Annotated in this window: 17 protein-coding genes; 8 read left to right on the top strand and 9 right to left on the bottom strand. The window is 74.6% G+C overall.

Going from position 1 to position 18,283, the window contains the following annotated elements:
* Positions 1-78: 78 nt before the first annotated feature.
* A complete protein-coding gene (locus tag IE106_RS12960; protein ID WP_189533279.1) occupies positions 79-843 on the top strand; it encodes an SDR family NAD(P)-dependent oxidoreductase in 765 nt (254 codons plus the stop codon).
* A 93-nt stretch (positions 844-936) separates the two neighbouring features.
* Here IE106_RS12960 and IE106_RS12955 read toward each other — a convergent pair whose 3' ends face one another.
* From IE106_RS12955 to IE106_RS12940, 4 genes are all read right to left on the bottom strand, one after another.
* A complete protein-coding gene (locus IE106_RS12955; protein WP_189533277.1) occupies positions 937-1,089 on the bottom strand; it encodes a hypothetical protein in 153 nt (50 codons plus the stop codon).
* A gap of 289 nt (positions 1,090-1,378) precedes the next feature.
* Positions 1,379-2,125, bottom strand: coding sequence for a succinate dehydrogenase/fumarate reductase iron-sulfur subunit (locus IE106_RS12950; protein ID WP_189533274.1), 747 nt, complete (start codon positions 2,123-2,125; stop codon positions 1,379-1,381).
* Positions 2,122-4,071, bottom strand: a complete 1,950-nt coding sequence (locus tag IE106_RS12945; protein ID WP_189533272.1) for a fumarate reductase/succinate dehydrogenase flavoprotein subunit — start codon at positions 4,069-4,071, stop codon at positions 2,122-2,124. Before IE106_RS12945 ends, IE106_RS12950 begins: the two co-directional genes overlap by 4 nt.
* 1 nt (position 4,072) lies before the next feature.
* Positions 4,073-4,804 carry a succinate dehydrogenase cytochrome b subunit gene (locus IE106_RS12940; RefSeq protein WP_189533270.1) on the bottom strand — a complete coding sequence of 244 codons (732 nt, stop codon included), beginning with the start codon at positions 4,802-4,804 and terminating at the stop codon, positions 4,073-4,075.
* A 96-nt stretch (positions 4,805-4,900) separates the two neighbouring features.
* On the opposite strand from IE106_RS12940, the gene IE106_RS12935 reads away from it, so the two are divergent.
* Positions 4,901-5,809 (top strand): LysR family transcriptional regulator, encoded by a 909-nt coding sequence (locus tag IE106_RS12935; RefSeq protein WP_189533269.1) that lies wholly within the window; start codon positions 4,901-4,903, stop codon positions 5,807-5,809.
* Positions 5,810-5,832: 23 nt separating this feature from the next.
* On the opposite strand, the gene IE106_RS12930 is transcribed toward IE106_RS12935, so the two are convergent.
* Both IE106_RS12930 and IE106_RS12925 read right to left on the bottom strand, forming a co-directional pair.
* Positions 5,833-8,001, bottom strand: coding sequence for a putative bifunctional diguanylate cyclase/phosphodiesterase (locus IE106_RS12930; RefSeq protein ID WP_189533267.1), 2,169 nt, complete (start codon positions 7,999-8,001; stop codon positions 5,833-5,835).
* A complete protein-coding gene (locus IE106_RS12925; protein ID WP_189533265.1) occupies positions 7,998-8,810 on the bottom strand; it encodes an SAM-dependent methyltransferase in 813 nt (270 codons plus the stop codon). The genes IE106_RS12930 and IE106_RS12925 overlap by 4 nt, the downstream gene beginning before the upstream one ends.
* A gap of 1,410 nt (positions 8,811-10,220) precedes the next feature.
* On the opposite strand from IE106_RS12925, the gene IE106_RS12920 reads away from it, so the two are divergent.
* A complete protein-coding gene (locus tag IE106_RS12920) occupies positions 10,221-10,985 on the top strand; it encodes a bestrophin-like domain (RefSeq protein ID WP_189533263.1) in 765 nt (254 codons plus the stop codon).
* Between the two features lie 163 nt (positions 10,986-11,148).
* The gene (locus IE106_RS12915; protein ID WP_189533261.1) at positions 11,149-11,670 is read left to right on the top strand and encodes a hypothetical protein; all 522 of its coding nucleotides are present in this window, start codon (positions 11,149-11,151) and stop codon (positions 11,668-11,670) included.
* Positions 11,671-11,775: 105 nt separating this feature from the next.
* Here IE106_RS12915 and IE106_RS12910 read toward each other — a convergent pair whose 3' ends face one another.
* Entirely contained in the window at positions 11,776-12,261 is a 486-nt protein-coding gene (locus tag IE106_RS12910) for a hypothetical protein (RefSeq protein WP_189533259.1), read from the bottom strand.
* A gap of 310 nt (positions 12,262-12,571) precedes the next feature.
* On the opposite strand from IE106_RS12910, the gene IE106_RS12905 reads away from it, so the two are divergent.
* Entirely contained in the window at positions 12,572-13,249 is a 678-nt protein-coding gene (locus IE106_RS12905) for a class F sortase (RefSeq protein WP_189533257.1), read from the top strand.
* Between the two features lie 55 nt (positions 13,250-13,304).
* Here IE106_RS12905 and IE106_RS12900 read toward each other — a convergent pair whose 3' ends face one another.
* A complete protein-coding gene (locus IE106_RS12900) occupies positions 13,305-14,156 on the bottom strand; it encodes a polysaccharide deacetylase family protein (RefSeq protein ID WP_229840362.1) in 852 nt (283 codons plus the stop codon).
* A gap of 110 nt (positions 14,157-14,266) precedes the next feature.
* The gene (locus IE106_RS12895; protein WP_189533255.1) at positions 14,267-15,454 is read right to left on the bottom strand and encodes a CapA family protein; all 1,188 of its coding nucleotides are present in this window, start codon (positions 15,452-15,454) and stop codon (positions 14,267-14,269) included.
* A gap of 260 nt (positions 15,455-15,714) precedes the next feature.
* Here IE106_RS12895 and IE106_RS12890 point away from each other — a divergent pair, with 260 nt between their 5' ends.
* The 3 genes from IE106_RS12890 to IE106_RS12880 all read left to right on the top strand — a co-directional run bounded on the left by IE106_RS12890 (position 15,715) and on the right by IE106_RS12880 (position 18,207).
* Positions 15,715-16,290, top strand: coding sequence for a sigma-70 family RNA polymerase sigma factor (locus IE106_RS12890; protein WP_189533253.1), 576 nt, complete (start codon positions 15,715-15,717; stop codon positions 16,288-16,290).
* A 194-nt stretch (positions 16,291-16,484) separates the two neighbouring features.
* Complete coding sequence (locus tag IE106_RS12885) at positions 16,485-16,967, top strand: hypothetical protein (protein ID WP_229840361.1); 483 nt, start codon at positions 16,485-16,487, stop codon at positions 16,965-16,967.
* A 139-nt stretch (positions 16,968-17,106) separates the two neighbouring features.
* On the top strand, positions 17,107-18,207 hold the full coding sequence (locus IE106_RS12880) for a carboxylate-amine ligase (RefSeq protein WP_229840359.1): 1,101 nt from the start codon (positions 17,107-17,109) through the stop codon (positions 18,205-18,207).
* Positions 18,208-18,283 lie beyond the last annotated feature (76 nt).

The raw sequence follows: 18,283 nt of genomic DNA, 5'->3' as shown, positions 1-18,283 counted from the left end.
CCACCCGAACGACCCAACCACCCGGACGCCCCCGGACCCGCGGGGGCCGCACACCGACGCAACCAGGGAAGACCTGCCATGACCCGTGTCCTGATCACCGGTGCCACCTCGGGCATCGGCGCCGCCTTCGCCCGCCGGTTCGCCGCCGTCCGCTTCGACCTCGTACTGGTCGCGCGTGACGAGGAACGTCTCGCCGGCACCGCCCGGAGCCTCCGGGACCGCCACCGCGTGCGGGTCGAGACGCTCGCGGCCGACCTCCTCGACCCCGCGGGGCGCTCCGCCGTCGAGGAGCGGCTCTCCGACCCCTCCGCTCCGGTGGACGTCCTGGTCAACAACGCCGGATTCGGCCTGCCCGCGCCCTTTCCGCACAGTCCGGTCGAGGACGAGGAGCGCATGCTCGACCTGCTCACCCGGGTGCCCCTGCGCCTGACCCACGCCGCCGTGCCCGGCATGACCGCCCGCCGCCGGGGCGCCGTGATCAACATCGCCTCCGTCGCCGGGCTGCTGCCCACGGGCACCTACGGCGCCGCCAAGGCCTGGCTCATCGCCTTCAGCGAGTCCCTGCGCGTCGACCTCGCGCCGCACGGCGTCAAGGTGGTGGCCGTGTGCCCGGGGTTCACGCGTACGGAGTTCCAGCGCCGCGCCGGAATGGACGTGAGCGGCCTGCCCGAGTGGGCGTGGCTGGAGCCCGACCGCGTCGTCGCCGACGCGCTGAAGGACCTCGCGCGCGGCCGGCCGGTCAGCATCGCCGGCCGGCGGTACCGGGCCTACGCCTTCGCGGTCCGCCACCTCCCGCGCACGGTCGCCGCGCGCATGGCCCTCTCCCGCGCGCCGCGGGACTGAGGCGCGTTCCCCCGCGGTACCCGGCCGTGGCCCGTGGCGGGCCGGCGCGTCCCGCCACGGGGCGCCCGGCCGGGTGCCGCCGCGCGCCGTCCGTCAGGCCCCCGCGCCCTCCGGCAGGTGGGCGCCCGTGGACGGGGCCGCCGCGCGCGACCGGGCCCGGCGGCCGCCGGGAGCGGCCGCGTGGAGTTCCCAGTCGGGCTCGCCGAAGGGCCTGGGCGGAACGGTGGCGGGGGTGGTGGTGCGCATGGGGACTCCCGGGGACGCGGTGATCGGCTGCCCGGGGCCGTGGTCGGCGGCCCCGGTCGGTCCCATGCCTACCGGGGGCGTACGGCCGGAGGGAAATCGCCCGGACACCGACGGCCGGTAAGCGGACGTCTCCCCCTTAACGATGAAAAATTCAACCACGGAGATCTTGTTGCGGAACGGCCCCCGGGCGCGCCCCGGAACGAAGTCCTCCGCGGAACGTGACCGTCGCACGGAGATTCTTTCGCCCCGGGGCCGGCGCCGTGACGGGTGCCACAGCGCGAAGGTGTCCTTAAACCACCCGGCGCCGCGTGGCGCGCAGCCACTCCCTGTTCATGGCCGAGATGGACGGCAGCGGGATGCCCTTGGGGCACGCCGTGGCGCACTCGCCGGTCAGCGTGCAGCCGCCGAAGCCCTCCGCGTCCATCTGCGCCACCATGTCCAGCACCCGGCTCTCCCGCTCGGGCGCGCCCTGCGGCAGGACGTTGAGGTGGTTGACCTTCGCCGAGGTGAACAGCATCGCCGAGCCGTTGGGGCAGGCCGCGACGCAGGCGCCGCAGCCGATGCACTCGGCGTGTTCGAAGGCCCGGTCGGCGTCGGCCTTCGGCACGGGCGTGGCGTGCGCCTCGGGGGCGGAGCCGGTCGGGGCGCTGACGTACCCGCCGGCCTGGATGATCCGGTCGAACGACGACCGGTCCACGACCAGGTCCTTGACGACCGGGAACGCGGCGGCCCGCCACGGCTCGACGTCGATCGTGTCGCCGTCCCGGAACGACCGCATGTGGAGCTGGCAGGTGGTGGTGCGCTCCGGGCCGTGGGCGTCGCCGTTGATGACGAGGCTGCACGCCCCGCAGATGCCCTCGCGGCAGTCGTGGTCGAAGGCGACGGGCTCCTCTCCGCGCAGGATCAGCTCCTCGTTGAGGGTGTCGAGCATCTCCAGGAACGACATGTCCGGGGAGATGCCGTCGACCTCGTAGGTGGCCATGGTGCCGGGGGCGTCGGCGTTCTTCTGGCGCCAGACGCGCAGGGTGAGCCTCATGCGTAGCTCCGCTGGGTGGGGTGGACGTACTCGAAGACGAGGTCTTCCCGGTGGAGGACGGGCGCCCGGCCGGTTCCGGTGAACTCCCAGGCCGCCGCGTACGAGAACTCCTCGTCCTTGCGGGCGGCCTCGCCGTCCGGGGTCTGGGACTCCTCCCGGAAGTGGCCGCCGCAGGACTCGGTGCGGTGCAGCGCGTCGAGGCACATCAGCTCGGCGAGTTCGAGGTAGTCGACGATCCGGTTGGCCTTCTCCAGGGACTGGTTGAGCTCCTCGCCGCTGCCCGGCACCTTGACGCGCCGCCAGAACTCCTCGCGGATCTCCGGGATGCGGGCGAGGGCCTCGCGCAGGCCCCGGTCGGAGCGGGCCATGCCGCAGCGGTCCCACATCAGTTCGCCGAGCTCGCGGTGGAAGGAGTCCGGGGTGCGGTCGCCGTCGACGGCGAGCAGCCGCCGCAGCCGGTCCTCGGTCTCCGCGACCGCTCCGGCCACCGCCGGGTGGTCGCCGGCGACGGGCGGGAGGCCGGGGACCCGGGCGAGGTAGTCGTTGACGGTGGACGGCAGGACGAAGTAGCCGTCCGCGAGGCCCTGCATCAGCGCGGACGCGCCGAGCCGGTTGGCGCCGTGGTCGGAGAAGTTCGCCTCGCCGATCGCGAACAGGCCGGGGACGGTGGTCTGGAGGTCGTAGTCGACCCACAGCCCGCCCATCGTGTAGTGCACGGCGGGGTAGATCCGCATCGGCACCTCGTACGGGTCCTCCGCGGTGATCCGCTCGTACATGTCGAAGAGGTTGCCGTACTTCTCCTCGACCTTCCCGCGGCCCATGCGCCGGATCGCGTCGGCGAAGTCCAGGTAGACGCCCTGCCCGCCGGGGCCCACTCCCCTGCCCTCGTCGCAGACGTTCTTCGCGGCGCGGGAGGCGATGTCGCGCGGGACGAGGTTGCCGAACGAGGGGTAGATCCGCTCCAGGTAGTAGTCCCGCTCGTCCTCGGGGATCTCGTTCGGCGGACGGGTGTCGCCCTGTGCCCTGGGGACCCAGATGCGGCCGTCGTTGCGCAGCGACTCGCTCATCAGCGTCAGCTTCGACTGGTGGTCGCCGGTGCGCGGGATGCAGGTGGGGTGGATCTGGGTGAAGCAGGGGTTGGCGAAGTACGCGCCGCGGCGGTGGGCCCGCCAGATCGCGGTCGCGTTGGAGTTCACGGCGTTCGTCGACAGGTGGAAGACGTTGCCGTAGCCGCCGGACGCCAGGACCACGGCGTCCGCGACGTGGGTGGTGATCTCGCCGGTGACCAGGTCGCGGGCGACGATGCCGCGCGCCCGCCCGTCGACGACGAGGAGGTCGAGCATCTCGGTGCGCGGGTGCATCTCGACGTTGCCGGCGGCGATCTGCCGGGACAGCGCCTGGTAGGCGCCGAGGAGTAGCTGCTGGCCCGTCTGTCCGCGGGCGTAGAAGGTGCGGGAGACCTGGACGCCGCCGAAGGAGCGGGTGTCGAGCAGGCCGCCGTACTCGCGGGCGAAGGGGACGCCCTGGGCGACGCACTGGTCGATGATCTGGACCGAGATCTGCGCCAGGCGGTGGACGTTGGACTCGCGGGCGCGGAAGTCGCCGCCCTTGACCGTGTCGTAGAAGAGCCGGTGGACGGAGTCGCCGTCGTTGCGGTAGTTCTTCGCGGCGTTGATGCCGCCCTGCGCGGCGATGGAGTGGGCGCGGCGCGGGGAGTCCTGGTAGCAGAACTGGACGACGTGGTAGCCCTGTTCGGCGAGGGTCGCGCCGGCGGACCCGCCGGCCAGGCCGGTGCCGACGACGATGACGGTGTGCTTGCGGCGGTTGGCCGGGTTGACCAGCTTCGCCTCGAAGCGGCGGGTGTCCCAGCGCTCGGCGACGGGCCCCTTCGGGGCCTTGGTGTCGGCGATCGGCTCGCCGGTCGTGTACGAGGTGTAGGCGCTCATGTCAGCTGACGACTCCGGTCATGACGGCGACGGGTACGGCGACGAAGCCCGCCGTGAGGACCAGGGCGAGCGTGGTGGCGGCGGCCTTCAGGGCGCGGTCGCGGCGGGCGCTGCCCACGCCGAGGGTCTGCGCGGCGCTCCAGAACCCGTGCCGGACGTGCAGGCCGACCGCGAGCATGGCCACGAGGTAGATGACGTTGCCGTACCAGGTCGAGAAGGTCGCGACGACGTTCTCGTAGGGGTGGCCGGGCTGGGCGTTGCCGTTCACGGTGAGCGTCGTCAGGTCGAGCAGGTGCCAGACGACGAACAGGGCGATGATGACACCGCCCCAGCGCATGGTGCGGGTCGCGTAGCTCGCGCGCCGGCGCTTGTGGACGTAGCGGGTGGGGCGGGCCCTCCGGTCGAGCCGGCTGAGCTGGTACGCCGACACCCCGTGGGCGATCACGGCGGCGAGCAGGCCCACCCGGACGATCCACAGGGCCCATCCGTGGTGGAGGACCGGGGCGCCCATGGTGCGCAGCCAGTGGCCGTAGGCGTTGAACTCGTCGGGGCCGAAGAAGACCTTCAGGTTGCCCATGACGTGGGCGACCAGGTAGGCGAGGAGGATCAGGCCGCTGACGGCCATGACCGCCTTCTTGCCGACGGTCGATCCGAGGAAGGTGCGCCGGGGAGGGCGCCGGGGGGAGGGTTGCCGCTCCGCTCCCGAGGAGTGCGTCCGCGTTGCCAGAGCCATGGGACCCGACGCTAGGGCCGGACGGGCCAGAGGTCCAAGACATGGCCCGGCTGATCTCGATAGCCTGCGCCTATCATGGCCGCTTACCCTGGGCTCATGCAGTTCCAGCAGCTCGTGTACTTCGTGGCGGTCGCCGAGACCCGGCACTTCACCCGGGCCGCCGAGCGGGTCCACGTCTCCCAGCCGTCGCTGTCGCAGCAGATCCGGGCGCTGGAGAGGGAGCTGGGCGCCGAGCTGTTCAGCCGGGCGCGCGGGAACATCGCGCTGACGGACGCCGGCGAGGCCCTGCTGCCGCTGGCCCGGCGCATCCTGGCCGACGCGGACACGGCGCGGCACGAGGTGCAGGAGCTGGCCCGGCTGCGGCGCGGGCGGGTGCGCCTGGGGGCGACGCCGAGCCTGTGCACGGGCCTGCTGCCCGATGTGCTGCGGGCCTTCCACGACCTGTACCCGGGCATCAGGCTGTTCGTCGAGGAGGGCGGCTCCCACGACCTGGTGCGGGAGCTGGCGCGCGGTGCGCTGGACCTCGCGCTGGTGGTGCTGCCGCTGCCGACGCCGTCGCCCGCGCTGACGACGGTGCGGCTGCTCCAGGAGGACCTGGTGGTCGTGTCGTCGGCGGCGGACCCGGCGCCGCGGCGGCCGGTGCGGATCGCGGACCTCCAGGGGCGGCCGATGGTGATGTTCCGGCACGGGTACGACCTGCGGGAGCTGACGGTCGCGGCGTGCCGGGCGGAGGGGTTCGAGCCGTCGTTCACGGTCGAGGGCGGCGAGATGGACGCGGTGCTCGGGTTCGTACGGGCCGGCCTGGGCGTGGCGGTCGTGCCGAGCATGGTGGCGGCGCGGGCGGGGCGGGACCTGCGGGTCACCGCGCTCGCGCCGCCGGGGCTGCGGCGGACCATCGCGCTCGCGCACCGGAGCGACGTCGCGCCGCCGCGCGCGGCCCGCGAGCTGCAGCGGGTGCTGCTGCGGTCGACCGTGGGGGCTGAGGACCGGCCCGTGGGGGGCTGAGGGCCGGCCGCGCGCGGGGGCCGCTACACCGCGTCGGCCAGGAGCAGCGAGTGGATCCGGTCCGGGGCGCCGGGGCGGGCGTAGTACCAGCCCTGGGCGGTGTCGCAGCCCAGCGCCCGCAGCTGCTCGGCCTGCGCCGCGGTCTCCACGCCCTCGACGGTGACGGCGAGTTCCAGGCTGTGGGCCAGGGAGACGATGCCCTCCACGATCTTCATGTCGACCGGGTCGGCCGGGTGCTGCTGCATCCCGCGGGTGAAGGAGCGGTCGAGCTTCAGGACGCTCACCGGGAGGCGGCGCAGGTTGGCCAGGTTCGAGTAGCCGGTGCCGAAGTCGTCGAGCGCGATGTCGACGCCCATCTCGGCCACCTGCCGCAGCGGCTTGAGGAGGTCCTCCTCGGCGCCGATCAGGGCCGACTCGGTGACCTCCAGGCACAGGGCGCCGGGAGCGAGGCCGGAGCGCTCCAGGACGTCGGTGATGTCGCCGACCAGACCCGGGTGGTGGAGCTGGGTGGGCGACAGGTTGACGTTGATGCGCAGCGGGCCGCCGTCGGCGTGGCGGTGCGTCCAGAACCTGGCCTGGCGGACCGCCTCCTCCAGGACCCAGCGGCCGAGCGGCACGATCAGGCCGGTGTGCTCGGCGAGCGGGATGAACCGGTCGGGGCCGAGCACGCCGTGCTGCGGGTGGCACCAGCGGACCAGGGCCTCCGCGCCGTGCACGGTGCCGTCGCCGAGGTGGACGAGCGGCTGGTACTCGATGAAGAACTCGCCGCGGTCCAGGGCGGCGGGCAGCGCGGTCGTCAGTCCGTGCCGGGTGATGGCGCGGGCGTCGGCCTCCGGGTCGGCCCGCTCGTACCGGTTGCCGCCCGCCGACTTGGCCCGGTACATGGTGATGTCGGCGCTGCGCAGCACGTCCGCCGGGCCGCGTTCGCCGGCGCGGCCCTCGACGATGCCGACGCTGCCGCGCACGGTGATCTCGCGGCCGTCCAGGCTGATCGGGGTGGACAGGGCGCCCAGGATGCGGCCGGCGAGCTCCTCGGCGTCCCGCGCCGTGACGTCGGGGCCGGTGGTGAGCGCCACGAACTCGTCGCCGCCGAGCCGCGCGACCATCTCGCCGGGCGCGGTGGCGCAGGACTGCAGGCGGTCGGCGACCTCGACGAGGAGCCGGTCGCCGGCGGCGTGCCCGAGGCTGTCGTTGATGGCCTTGAAGCCGTCGAGGTCGAGGTAGCAGAGGCCGAAGCGGGAGTCCTCGCCGGCCGTGAGGGCCTTCTCCAGGCGCTCGGAGAACAGGGTGCGGTTGGGCAGCCCGGTCAGCGCGTCGTGGGTGGCCTCGTAGCGCAGGCGCAGGTTCAGCAGCCGCCGCTCGGTGGTGTCCTCCATGAGGGCGAGCTGGTACTGGGGGCGGCCCTCGGGGTCGCGGAGCAGGGACACCGTCAGGTTGGTCCACAGGACGGTGCCGTCGGAGCGGTAGAACGGCTTCTCCACGCGGAAGTGGTCGCGTTCGCCGCGCACCAGCTCTCCGTACAGGTTCCAGACGTGCGGGGCGTCCTCGGGGTGGACCCACTCGGTGACCCTGCGGCCGCGGACGACCTGCTCCAGGCCGCCGAACATCCGGGTGAGGGCGCCGTTGACGTCGAGGACGTTGCCCTCCAGGTCGGCGATGCCTATGCCGATGGCCGCGTCCTCGAAGACGGCGCGGAAGCGGGCCTCCGTGGCGTGGAGGGCCTGTTCCGCGAAGGCGCGGGCGGCGAGCGCGGACCGGGCGATGGCCTCCTGCTCGCTGAGGGTCCGCTCGCGCAGCGCCCGGGCGAACCCGGCGGCCAGGGCGTGCTGGAGGCGGGCGCAGCGGGCCCGCAGGTCGTCGACGGGCGTGTCGGCGCCCGCACCGCAGTACAGCACCAGGTACGAGTCGACGACGCCGAGCGTACGGCTCAGGGCGTCCGGGTCCGTGCAGTGCGCGGCGACCAGGGCGGCGCCGACCGACTGGGCGGGCGCCACGTCGAACGGCCGGGCGCGCAGCGCGGCGCTGAGCAGCCGGGCGAGCGGCAGCAGGTGCTGTTCGAACTCGATACGGGTCATCGACGTGGCGGTGACCGGGAAGATGGCCCGGCTCCATATCGTCGCGAACCGCTGGAGTCTGTCCTCCAGGTCGTCGGGGTCCGCCGCGGGACCCGACGCCTGCGCCGGCGTGCTCACCCCTTGCGCCCCACCCCGGCGAAGCCCGAGAAGGCGTAGGGATCCTCCTGCTCGGGCGGGGTGTCGGGCCGCCAGTGCGGCATCGCCACGAGGCCGGGGTCGACCATCTCGCAGCCGTCGAAGAACCGGGCGACCTCGTCGCGGGAGCGCATCACCAGCGGGTTGCGGATGTCGCGGTACACGCCGACGGTGCCGCCGGCCTGCTCCTGCGGCACCGGGAGGCCCTCGAACGACGCGTGGGTGAGGATGATGAGGCTGCCCGGCGCCAGGGCGTCGCGGAGTTCGGCGACCGCCTCGTACGGCCGGTCGGAGTCCTCCAGGAAGTGCAGGACGGCGACGAGCAGCAGCGCCACGGGCCGGTCCAGGTCGAGGAGCCGGGACACCTCGGGGCTGCGGAGGACGTCCTGCGGCTTGCGCAGGTCGGCGGCGGCGATCGCGGCGCGGTCGTTGCCGTCGAGTACGGCCTTGCTGTGGGCGACGGCGACCGGGTCGTGGTCGACGTACACGACGCGCGCCCGGGGGTCGGCCTGCTGGGCGACCTCGTGGACGTTGCCGAACGTGGGGATGCCGGAACCTATGTCGAGGAACTGCGCTATGCCCTCGTCGACGGCGTGGCGCACGGCGCGGCGCATGAACGCCCGGTTGGCCTGCATGATCTTGGGCAGGCCCGGCAGGAACTCCATGGCCCTGCGGGCCGCTTCGCGGTCGACCTCGAAGTTGTGGGAGCCGCCCAGGTAGTAATCATAGATACGGGACACGCTCGGCACCGACAAGTCGATGCCCGGCGGGGCCCAGGCGGGACGGTCCATCAAATCTCCAACAGTCGCCACGGTGTTCGGCCTTGGTGATGGCCGGTGTTCGAGCCGAGGCTACTGATCGCCCGCCTGGAGGGCGAGGGGAAACGGAAAAATCCGGTCCGTTCTCGGTCACAGGCCGCTGGCACGTGCGCGCGTCGACGAGCGGCCCGCCGGTCCCGCGGGGGAGGGGCGCGGCGGGTCGCCGTCCGGGCCCGAAGTCGCGTGGGGGGACTCTACTCGGGTGCTCCGGCCGGCTTCCCGTCGGGTGACACGGCGTACCGACCGCCCTCCTCCCCTTGGCCGTCGGTGTCGCCGGGCGCCCTGTCGCCGGCGGAAGCGGGGAGCGGCAGACGGCCTGCCGGGCCTTGCCGCCGGTCCGGCCGAAGGTCGCGTGGCCCTCGGCGGTGACGCCCTCGGCGTCGTCCTCGGTGTCGTCCTCGGCGGTGGGTGCCAGGACCGGCCGCCGACGCGGTCGCCCGGTCCTGGGCGCGGGCCGTCGGTGCCGGCGGGGCTGCCACCGCGGCCGCCGCGAGCGCCGTGCCGCGCCGGTCCCTCCTCCCGGCTCCCGTCGTGTCGGCTTCCTGCGCGGCGTCCGCGGTGCGCCGTCTCCTGGCCCCGGGTACGGGCGCGGGGGCGGGAGCGTGCGACGTGCCGGAGAAATGGGGGCGTTCCCAGGGGTGACGAAGGGGACAGCCGTTCGAGAGGGGGCCACCATCAGGCGAACGGGGGCGGTTCCCGGCGTGGCGCGCCGCCGGTCCGCCCATGCTCCTCGGCGTGTACGGATCCCTTGCCGCACGGGGGTTGGCGAGCGCGGCGCTCGCCTGGCCGCTCGTGCTCTCCCCCGCCCTGTCGGCGCCGGTGTCGGCACACGCCTGCGCGTACGCGTCGACCGGCCCCGGCGGCCGTACGGTCGCGGTGGCCGTCGCGGGCGACCCGCACTGCACCCCTTCCCCGACGCCCTCGCCGACGCCGTCCCCCACCTCTTCACCCTCCCCCACCCCCTCGCCGTCCGCGACGCCGACACCGGGGCCCTCGCCGACTCCGTCTCCGACCCCGGCCCCGACCCGCCCGTCGCCCCCGCCCCGCCCGTCACCCCCCGGACCGGTGCCGCCGCCCGTGCCCGGGCCTCCGGCCGCTCCCCCGGCACCCGCTCCTCCCCCGGCACCCGCTCCTCCCCCGGCGTCCGCGCCGCCGCTCCCGCCCCCGCCCCCGTCCCCGCCGCCGGCACCACGGCCGGCACCACGGCCGTCGGCCGCGCCCGCCTCCCCGCCGCTTCCGCCGCCCGCCTACCGGGGCGCGCGGCGGCAGAAGGCGGAGGGCGGGCCGTCCATGGTGTCGGTGATGCTCCTGCTCACGGTGCCCGCCGTGTTCGCCGCGGTCGTCCTGCGCCCCCGCTCCCGCTGAGACCGAGAGGGAACCCCCGTGTCGGAATGGCTTGTTCTCGCCCTTGCGATGGCCGCCGCGTGCGCGGTCGTCCTCACCATCGCCGTCATCAACAACCGCCGGGTCGGCGAGGACGACGACCCGACCGAGACGCCGGACGTCATGGAGTACATGACGATGATGATCGGCGTGGTCTACGCGATCGTCCTCGGCCTGGCCATCGCCGGCGTCTGGGAGGGCCGCGGCGCCGCCCAGGAGAGCGTCCGCCGGGAGGCGCAGGCGCTGCACGAGGTGGTGGTGCGCTCCGAGGTGTGGCCCGACGGCGTGCGGCGGCGGATCACGGCCGACGTCGACGCGTACGTGCGGCACGTGGTCGGCCCCGAGTGGCGGGCCATGGCCGAGCGGGGCGAGGTCACCGCGGAGGGCGACGCGCTGCTGCACCGGGTGCGGCGCACGGTCGCCGCGTACCGGCCGGCCGACGCGCACGAGGCGGAGGCGTACCAGCCGCTGGTCGACCAGGTGGCGGCGGCCGACGACGCGCGCAGCGCGCGGGCCGACACGGCGGGCGAGACGATGCCGGGCGTGGTCTGGTTCGGGCTGGTCACCGGGGCCCTGACCGCGGTGGGCCTGATCTTCGCGCTGCAGATCCGGCGGACGTTCCGGGAGCTGCTGCTGGCGGGCCTGTACAGCGCGCTGATCGCGTTCCTGCTGTTCCTGATCTGGGCGATCGACGCGCCGTTCGGGCGCGGCGTGTCGGCGACGACGGAGCCGTTCCTGCACCACTTTCCGCATCTGGGCGACTGAGCGGGGCACGAATGTGGGCCGTCCGGGTGAGGGAATGCCCCATTCGCCCGTCCGGGGTCGCGGGTGTGGTAGAGCGCTTCTAGCGTTCCGGACATAGAGGGTCATGTCACAGCTTTCGCGGAAGTCGGTTCCGCACTGCCCCTCGGACCGGAGGACTCATCACATGCGTGCGATAGGTGCCGCTTCCGCCGCTCTGCTCGGAGCGGCGGCTCTCGCTCTCACCGCTCCTCCCGCGGCCGCGGTGGACCCGTTCGTCGTCTCCCCCTCGACCGTCAACCCGGGCGGCCGCGTCGTGCTGTCGGCACCCGGCTGCTCGGGCACCGCCATGGCCTCGTCGGGCGTCTTCGACACCGTGACCATCCCGGCGGGCGGCTCGACCATGGCCACCGTCGACTGGGACGCCCGGCGGGGCACGGTCTACACGGTGTCCTTCACCTGCGCCGGGGGCTCACCCGGCTCGGCGCAGCTGACCATCGCGTCCGCGAGGACGAGCTCGACCGCGGTGCCGACCGTGACCCGGACCAGCACCGTCACCGCCGCCCCCTCGGGCGTCCGGGGCGGCCTGGGCGGCAGCGTCGGCACCTGGAACGCCGGCGAACTGGCCGCGGGCGGGGCGCTGGTCGCCGCGGCGACCGCGGGCACGGTCTACCTGGTGCGCCGCAGGACCGCGAGCCGCCGCCACTGACACCCCCGACCCGGTACGGCCACCGCGTGGCCACGCCCGTCGCCCCGAGTCCTGGCCAGGACTCGGGGCGACGGGCGTAGTCGGCCGACCGGGAGGTTCGGCCGGTCAGGCCTTTCCGCCGCTCATGCGGCGCCGGCGGCCGACGAACACGGCACCGCCCAGAGTCGCGGCGCCGACGAGCGACGCCCCGACGGCCATCTCGGTGGAACTGGGCGCCAGGGAGCCGCCCAGGCCGCCGTCCGTGCCCCGGCCGCGGATGACGGTGAAGGACGCGGTGGCGACCCGCGGGCTGTCGCTGCACCTGACCGCGAGGTTGTACCTGCCCGGCGTGGCGTGGTCGTAGATCCGCGGCGTGGCCGCGGAGTGGCCCGAGTCGTTGACCGTGAGGGCCGTCTTGGGGAACGCGTTGGACGTGACGGTGCCACCGTGGCCGCACCCCATGGCGCTGACCGCCAGGCTGCCGCCCTGGTGCACCCGGGTCGGGGAGACCGTGACGTTCGTCGGACCTTTGGTGGCGTGGGCGAGCGGGGCCGTGAACCCGATCGCCGCGCAGGCGGTGGCGGCCACCGCGAGGGCGCGTGAAGCACGCATCGTTGAACCTCCAGCGGAAGGCGCCCCAAAGCGGTGCTCCGGGAAATCGACGGATGCGCCCTCCATGACGAACCCTCACCGGACATCGGCTTCCTCGCATTTCGGCGGTGCGCCACCCCGGTGAGGCGACACGCCCGGGAAACGGGGGCGCACCTGACGGAGCCGCAGGTCACGGACCGTCAGGGGATCCTCGCCGATGACCCGGACGGACCATCACCCGTCTGCCGCGCCGCCACCCGTTCGCCGCTCTGTGATCGCCGGTCGCGCGCACCGCGCTTACCGTGCGGGAAGAGGCCACGAAGGGAGAAGCATGGGCCTGGAGCGCAGAGGCGTCGGGGACCGGAGTGCCTGGGACGTGATCAGGGGACGCCAGCCGTGGGGCGCGTTGGCGCTCGTCCTGCTCACCGGTCTGGCCATGATGCGCAACGGGGTCGACGGGTCGTCGGGGCCGCCCCAGCCGGTCGGCGCGGTGTCGGCGGAGCGGGGGCGCGCGGTGGCCGCGCCGACGCCGTCGGCCGGGCTGCGGCCGCTGGCGTACGCGCCCGCGTCCCGGGTGCGGATCGAGGCGCTGAAGGTGGACGCCCCGATCATCGACGTGGGCCTGGACAACGAGGGCTGGATCAGCGCGCCCCCGCCGCAGGACCGCAACCTCGCCGGCTGGTACCAGAACGGCATCTCGCCGGGGCAGTCCGGTACGTCGGTCATCGTCGGGCACGTCGACAACGACTCGGGGCCCGCGGTCTTCTACTCGCTGGGCACGCTCAAGCCGGGCGACCGGGTGGAGGTGACCCGGTACGACGGCCGGGTGGCCGTGTTCCAGGTCTACGGCGTCGAGGTGTACTCGAAGGAGGGCTTCCCCGGCGTACGCGTCTACGGCGACACCGGCCACCCCGAGCTGCGGGTCATCACCTGCGGCGGCGAGTACTCGCGGGCCGGCGGCTACGACGGCAACGTGGTGGTCTTCGCCCGGCTGGTCGCCACCCGCTGAGCGCCGCCCGCCTCCGCCGCGACGGGGCGGGGGCGGGCGGCGGGGGCGGCCCGCGTCACCGGCGCGGCACGGTGAGGTGGTACCCCTCGTCGAGCAGCGCCGGCAGGTACGTGCGCAGGGCGCGCACGGTCTGCGAGCGGTCGCCGCCCGCGTCGTGGGAGAGCACGACGACGCCGGGCGCGGCGCCGTCCAGGACGCGTCGCACGATGGTCGTCGTACCGGGCTCCTGCCAGTCGAGGGTGTCGACGGTCCAGGCGAGCGGCTCCATGCCGAGTTCGGCGCCGATCTCGAAGGAGAGGCGGTTCCAGGCGCCGTACGGGGCGCGGTACCACAGGGGGGCGGAGCCGACCGACCGCTCGATCACCTCGCTCGTCGCGCCCAGTTCGTCGCGGATGCGGGAGGGCGGCAGCTTCGGGATCAACGGGTGCGACCAGGAGTGGTTGCCCACGACGTGCCCGTCGTCGGCCATCTCCCGCAGCAGGTCGGGGTGGTGGACGGCCATCTCGCCGCAGACGAAGAACACGGCCCGCACCCCGTGGTGGCGCAGGGTGCTCAGGATGGCCGGTGTGTAGCGGGGGTCGGGCCCGTCGTCGAAGGTGAGGACCATCGTGTTGCCGGCGCCGGACACCCGCAGGAACGGCCGCTGCCGCACCGGCGGCAGGGCGCGCCGGAAGCGGGGCGGGGCGTACGAGGTCATGGGCTGGAGCCGGTACGAGGAGGGGGCCATGGGCCGGTTCACGGCGGGGCCCCCGGCGGGGCCGGGCGCCGGGGGGCGGGGGGCGCGCGACGGGGAGGGGTGCGCGGTGGTCCCGGGACCGCCCGCCCGGTCCGGGCCGAAGAGGCCGACGGCGGTGGTGGCCCCCAGCGCGGCGGCGATGCGCAGCACCATCCGCCGCCCGGAAGGCATCTGGTCATTTTTCATGACCAATGCTCCGCACGGGCGACCCGCGGATCAGGGGCGCGACACCGGGCGCGCGGTGGGAAAGCACCCGTTGGGAGGAGCGGCCGGGCGGTCGGTCAGCGGGCCCGGACGAGGCCCTGGGCGCCCGCGCCGCGGCTGAGGACGACGCCGGTGATGCGGTCCCGTACGGGGGCGAGGGCGGTGTCGCCGGAGGCGACGGCGGCGTTCAGGTCGACGACGCGGTTGGCGGCGGTGTCGAACCACTGCGGGACGAACTCGGCCCGGGTGACCTCCCAGCGCCCACCGGGGGTGCGGGGCGGGCCGAAGGTGAAGCGGGCGATGGTCCCCTCGTTGCCGCGCGGGTCGTGGGCGCCGGAGTGGTTGACCATGGGGCCGGCGACCTGGTCGCCCATGCCGTAGACGATCCAGGTGCCGTTGACCTTCTCGTACGCCTGGGGGACGTGGGCGTGGGTGCCGAGGATGAGGTCGACGTCGGGGCGGCCGTCGGTGGTGGCCGCGGTGAGCGCGCGGCCGAGCGCGAGCTGCCGTTCGTCGGGCGCGGTCTGCCACTCGGTGCCCCAGTGGAGGCTCACCACGACGACGTCCGCGCCGGCCTCGCGGGCGGCCCGGGCGTCGCTGAGGACGCGGCCCTCGTCGATGAGGTTGACCGACCAGGGCCGGTCGGCGGGGACGGGGATGCCGTTCGTGCCGTACGTGTAGGACAGGTGGGCGACCCGGGCGCCGCCGGCGTCCAGCAGGGTCGGGATGGTGGCCTCCTCGGCGGTGCGGGCGGAGCCGGCGTGTTCGATCCCCACCCGGTCGAGGTGCTCCAGGGTGCGGCGGATGCCCTCGGCGCCGTCGTCGAGGGTGTGGTTGGAGGCGGTGGAGCAGGAGTCGTAACCGGTGGCACGCAGGGCGTCGGCGACCTGGGGCGGGGACTTGAAGGACGGGTAGCCGGTGAAGGGGCCGCCGTCCTCGCCGTACACGGTCTCCATGTGGCAGATGGCGAGGTCGGCGGCGGAGATGACGGGGGCGACCCCGGCGAACATGGGCCGGAAGTCGTGCCCGGCGCCGCCGGCGTCGGCGCGGGCCGCCCGGATGACCGAGTCGTGCGGCAGGACGTCACCGGTGGCGGCGAGCGTGAAGGGCCTGGCCGCGGGGGCGGCGCGGCCGCCGGCGGACGGGGCGGCGGGGGGCGCGGGGGCCGAGGGCGGGGCGGCCGTGCAGGCGGCGGCGGCGCCGAGCAGGGCGATGGCGGCGAGGGCCGTCCGGCGGGGCGCGCGTCGCGTCGTCCGGTGGGGCATGGGGACTCCCTGGGGGCTCGGGACGAGTGGAGGGACACCGGATCCACGGACGGACATATCACCCAATCAGCATGTAAATAGCATAAGTACGATAAATTAACCGAATCGGCCTCATGTCCTTGCGCCGACCACTCGGCGCACCACTCGCCGCTCGGTGCGACCGCTCACCGCACACCTCGGTGCGCCGCCTGTCCGGACGGGCCCGGATGCGTTCGGATACCGCTCGTGGGTCCTGGAGCCGGCGGGAAGGGATGTGAACGATGACGACGGCCACGACGACCACCGACGAGCGGGCGTTGGAGGAGCTCCAGCGGGAGCACGGACCGGCACTGCTGAGCTTCTTCCTCGGGCTCACCTACGGCGACCGGCAGCGCGCCGAGGACCTGCTCCAGGAGACGCTGGTCCGGGCGTGGCAGCACCCCGAGGCGTTCGAGGCGCCGTACGAGTCGATGCGGCCGTGGCTGTTCACGGTCGGCCGGCGGCTGGCGATCGACGCGCGGCGCTCCCGGATGGCGCGTCCGACGGAGATCGGCGACGGGGTCCTCGCCTCCACCCCCGACCCGGCCGACGCCACCGAGACCGCGGTCGCCGCGCTCGACGTGCGGGCGGCGGTCGCCGAGCTGAGCCCCGCGCACCGCGCCGTGCTGGAGCGGATCTACTTCGACGGGCTGACGGTCAGCGAGGCCGCCGAGGAGCTCGGCATACCGGCCGGGACGGTCAAGTCGCGGTCGCACTACGCGCTGCGGGCCCTCGGGCGGTGCCTGCCGGGGTACAGCCGGACGTTCCCGGCCGCCGACCGGGGCCGCCTGGCGCCCGCCGGGCGGGCCGGTGCCTGAGCCCCCCCCGCCCCTGGGGACCCACCAGGTGTGTTCCTTACCAGGCGTAACGGCACGGACGGGAACGTATGCGAAACCACACCGTCAAGTTGTGCAAAGAGTGGCCTCTCGCCCGGCCTTTCGGTGGAGGCTCGTCGTCTAGGGGTGCGTGGCCGAGTCACACGCGGAAGAACGTCCGGGAGAAGGTGGGAACGTTGCGGCCCGAGAGCACGAACGGCACCGGCGGGGGCGGCCTGGCCGTCCCGATGGACTGGCTGTGTGCCGAGTACCTGGCCGATGAACTGCTGCGGAGGGGCGGGCTGGTGGAGACCTGCTCCCTGGAGTACGTGGCGGGCCGCCGGACGCTCGCGCTGACGATCTACCTCAGCGACGGCGCGGGACCGGAGGAGCAGGTGGAGGAGTGGCTGGACCGCACCTCGTACGACCACCCCTGGCCGGAGTGGGTGCGGGAGCGGCTGGCCGAGCGGCGGGAGCGCGAGGGCGGGGACGAACCGGGGGTGGCCCTGGCCCTGGAGACCTGGCGGCTGCTGGAGGAGACCCAGCTGTTCGCGACGGACCTGGGGGCGCTGCCGCCGCCCTCGGCGGCCGGGGTCGTGGTGGACGAGTCGGCGCGGGTGTGGCTGCCGTCGTGGCGACTGGGCCTGCCGCTCGGCCACCTGGCGCTCCACCTGTACTGAGCCGGGGCTCCCGAAGGGCCTGAAACGCACCGTTGCCGGGGGCGACCGTGCCGGTCATCCTGTGGGGGGCCGCCGGCGGCCGCCGGCGCCGCACCGAGCACGTGCCCGTACGGCTGGGTCGGGAGTGGTGGTGGTCCTGATGGTCGCGGTGTCCGCGGCTCACGAGGTGACCCTGGGCGTCGAGGAGGAGTTCCTCCTGGTCGACGCGGTCGACGGCGCCCCGGTGGGCGGCGGCGGCGACGTCCTGGACGCCGACCGGGGGCGGCACCGGCCGGACGGCGGAGCGGGGCGGGAGCTCCAGCGCGAGCTGCTGTCGACGATGGTGGAGACGTCGACCGGCGTGTGCACCGACCTGGCGGGGCTGCGCGCCGAACTGGCCGCCGCCCGGGCCCGACTGGACCGGGCGGCCCGCAAGGCCGGGCTCCGCCCGCTCGCCAGCGGCACGGCGCCGATGGCCGCGCCGGCCCGCGCCGTCACCCCGACCCGGCACTACCGGCAGATGGCCCGGCTGTACGGCCGGCTCACCGACGAGACGGAGACCTGCGGCTGCCACGTCCACGTCGGCGTGCCCGACCGGGAGTCCGCCGTGGCCGTCCTCAACCACCTGCGGCCCTGGCTGCCGGTCCTGCTCGCGCTGTCCGCCAACTCCCCCTACCACCAGGGCGCGGACACCGGCCACGCGAGCTGGCGCACGCTCGTCCTGTCCCGTTGGCCGACCCACCAGATCCCGCCCCGCTTCGCGTCCGCCGAGCAGTACGACCGGACGGTCGCCACCCTGCGCCGCACGGGCGTGCTGCCGTCCGGCGCCACCAACGCGTACTGGTTCGCGCGCCCCTCGAACCACCTGCCGACCGTCGAGGTGCGGGTCGCGGACGTCACGCCCAGCGTGGACGAGGCCGTGCTCCAGGCCGGGCTCACCCGCGCCCTGGTGACCACCGCGCTCGGCGCCGTGATGCGTGGCCGGCCCGCGCCGCGGCTGCCCGACCACATGGCGGGAGCCGCCCTGTGGACGGCCGCCCGGTACGGGGTGCGCGGCCCCGCCCTGCACCCGGAGACCGGCGACCGCGTTCCGGCGGCCGAGGCGGTGCGGGCCCTGCTCGACCGGGTGCGCCCGGCGCTGGAGGCGAGCGGCGACGCGGCGGAGGTGCGGGAGCTGGCGCAGGGGGTGCTGGCCCGCGGCACGGGCGCCGACCGGCAGCGCCGCCGCGCGGCCCCGGGCACGCCGTGGACGGTGCTGTAGGGCGCCGCCGGGCCGCTAGGGGGTGTCCGGAAAGTCATGGGAGCCAGAGTTGGAGGCAGGCGAGGGTGACCATGGC

The sequence above is a fragment of the Streptomyces roseolilacinus genome, assembly GCF_014649335.1.
Taxonomy (GTDB): Bacteria; Actinomycetota; Actinomycetes; order Streptomycetales; family Streptomycetaceae; genus Streptomyces; species Streptomyces roseolilacinus.
The sequence above is the reverse complement of the archived record's forward strand: the minus strand, read 5'-3'. Positions and strand labels throughout refer to the sequence as shown.

What these genes read in the sequence shown, in the direction of transcription:
- IE106_RS12960 (WP_189533279.1), top strand. Translation starts at nt 79, where the DNA reads ATGACCCGTGTCCTGATCACCGGTGCCACCTCGGGCATCGGCGCCGCC.
- IE106_RS12955 (WP_189533277.1), bottom strand. Translation starts at nt 1,089, where the DNA reads ATGCGCACCACCACCCCCGCCACCGTTCCGCCCAGGCCCTTCGGCGAG.
- IE106_RS12950 (WP_189533274.1), bottom strand. Translation starts at nt 2,125, where the DNA reads ATGAGGCTCACCCTGCGCGTCTGGCGCCAGAAGAACGCCGACGCCCCC.
- IE106_RS12945 (WP_189533272.1), bottom strand. Translation starts at nt 4,071, where the DNA reads ATGAGCGCCTACACCTCGTACACGACCGGCGAGCCGATCGCCGACACC.
- IE106_RS12940 (WP_189533270.1), bottom strand. Translation starts at nt 4,804, where the DNA reads ATGGCTCTGGCAACGCGGACGCACTCCTCGGGAGCGGAGCGGCAACCC.
- IE106_RS12935 (WP_189533269.1), top strand. Translation starts at nt 4,901, where the DNA reads ATGCAGTTCCAGCAGCTCGTGTACTTCGTGGCGGTCGCCGAGACCCGG.
- IE106_RS12925 (WP_189533265.1), bottom strand. Translation starts at nt 8,810, where the DNA reads ATGGACCGTCCCGCCTGGGCCCCGCCGGGCATCGACTTGTCGGTGCCG.
- IE106_RS12915 (WP_189533261.1), top strand. Translation starts at nt 11,149, where the DNA reads ATGCGTGCGATAGGTGCCGCTTCCGCCGCTCTGCTCGGAGCGGCGGCT.
- IE106_RS12910 (WP_189533259.1), bottom strand. Translation starts at nt 12,261, where the DNA reads ATGCGTGCTTCACGCGCCCTCGCGGTGGCCGCCACCGCCTGCGCGGCG.
- IE106_RS12905 (WP_189533257.1), top strand. Translation starts at nt 12,572, where the DNA reads ATGGGCCTGGAGCGCAGAGGCGTCGGGGACCGGAGTGCCTGGGACGTG.
- IE106_RS12900 (WP_229840362.1), bottom strand. Translation starts at nt 14,156, where the DNA reads ATGCCTTCCGGGCGGCGGATGGTGCTGCGCATCGCCGCCGCGCTGGGG.
- IE106_RS12895 (WP_189533255.1), bottom strand. Translation starts at nt 15,454, where the DNA reads ATGCCCCACCGGACGACGCGACGCGCGCCCCGCCGGACGGCCCTCGCC.
- IE106_RS12890 (WP_189533253.1), top strand. Translation starts at nt 15,715, where the DNA reads ATGACGACGGCCACGACGACCACCGACGAGCGGGCGTTGGAGGAGCTC.
- IE106_RS12880 (WP_229840359.1), top strand. Translation starts at nt 17,107, where the DNA reads ATGGTCGCGGTGTCCGCGGCTCACGAGGTGACCCTGGGCGTCGAGGAG.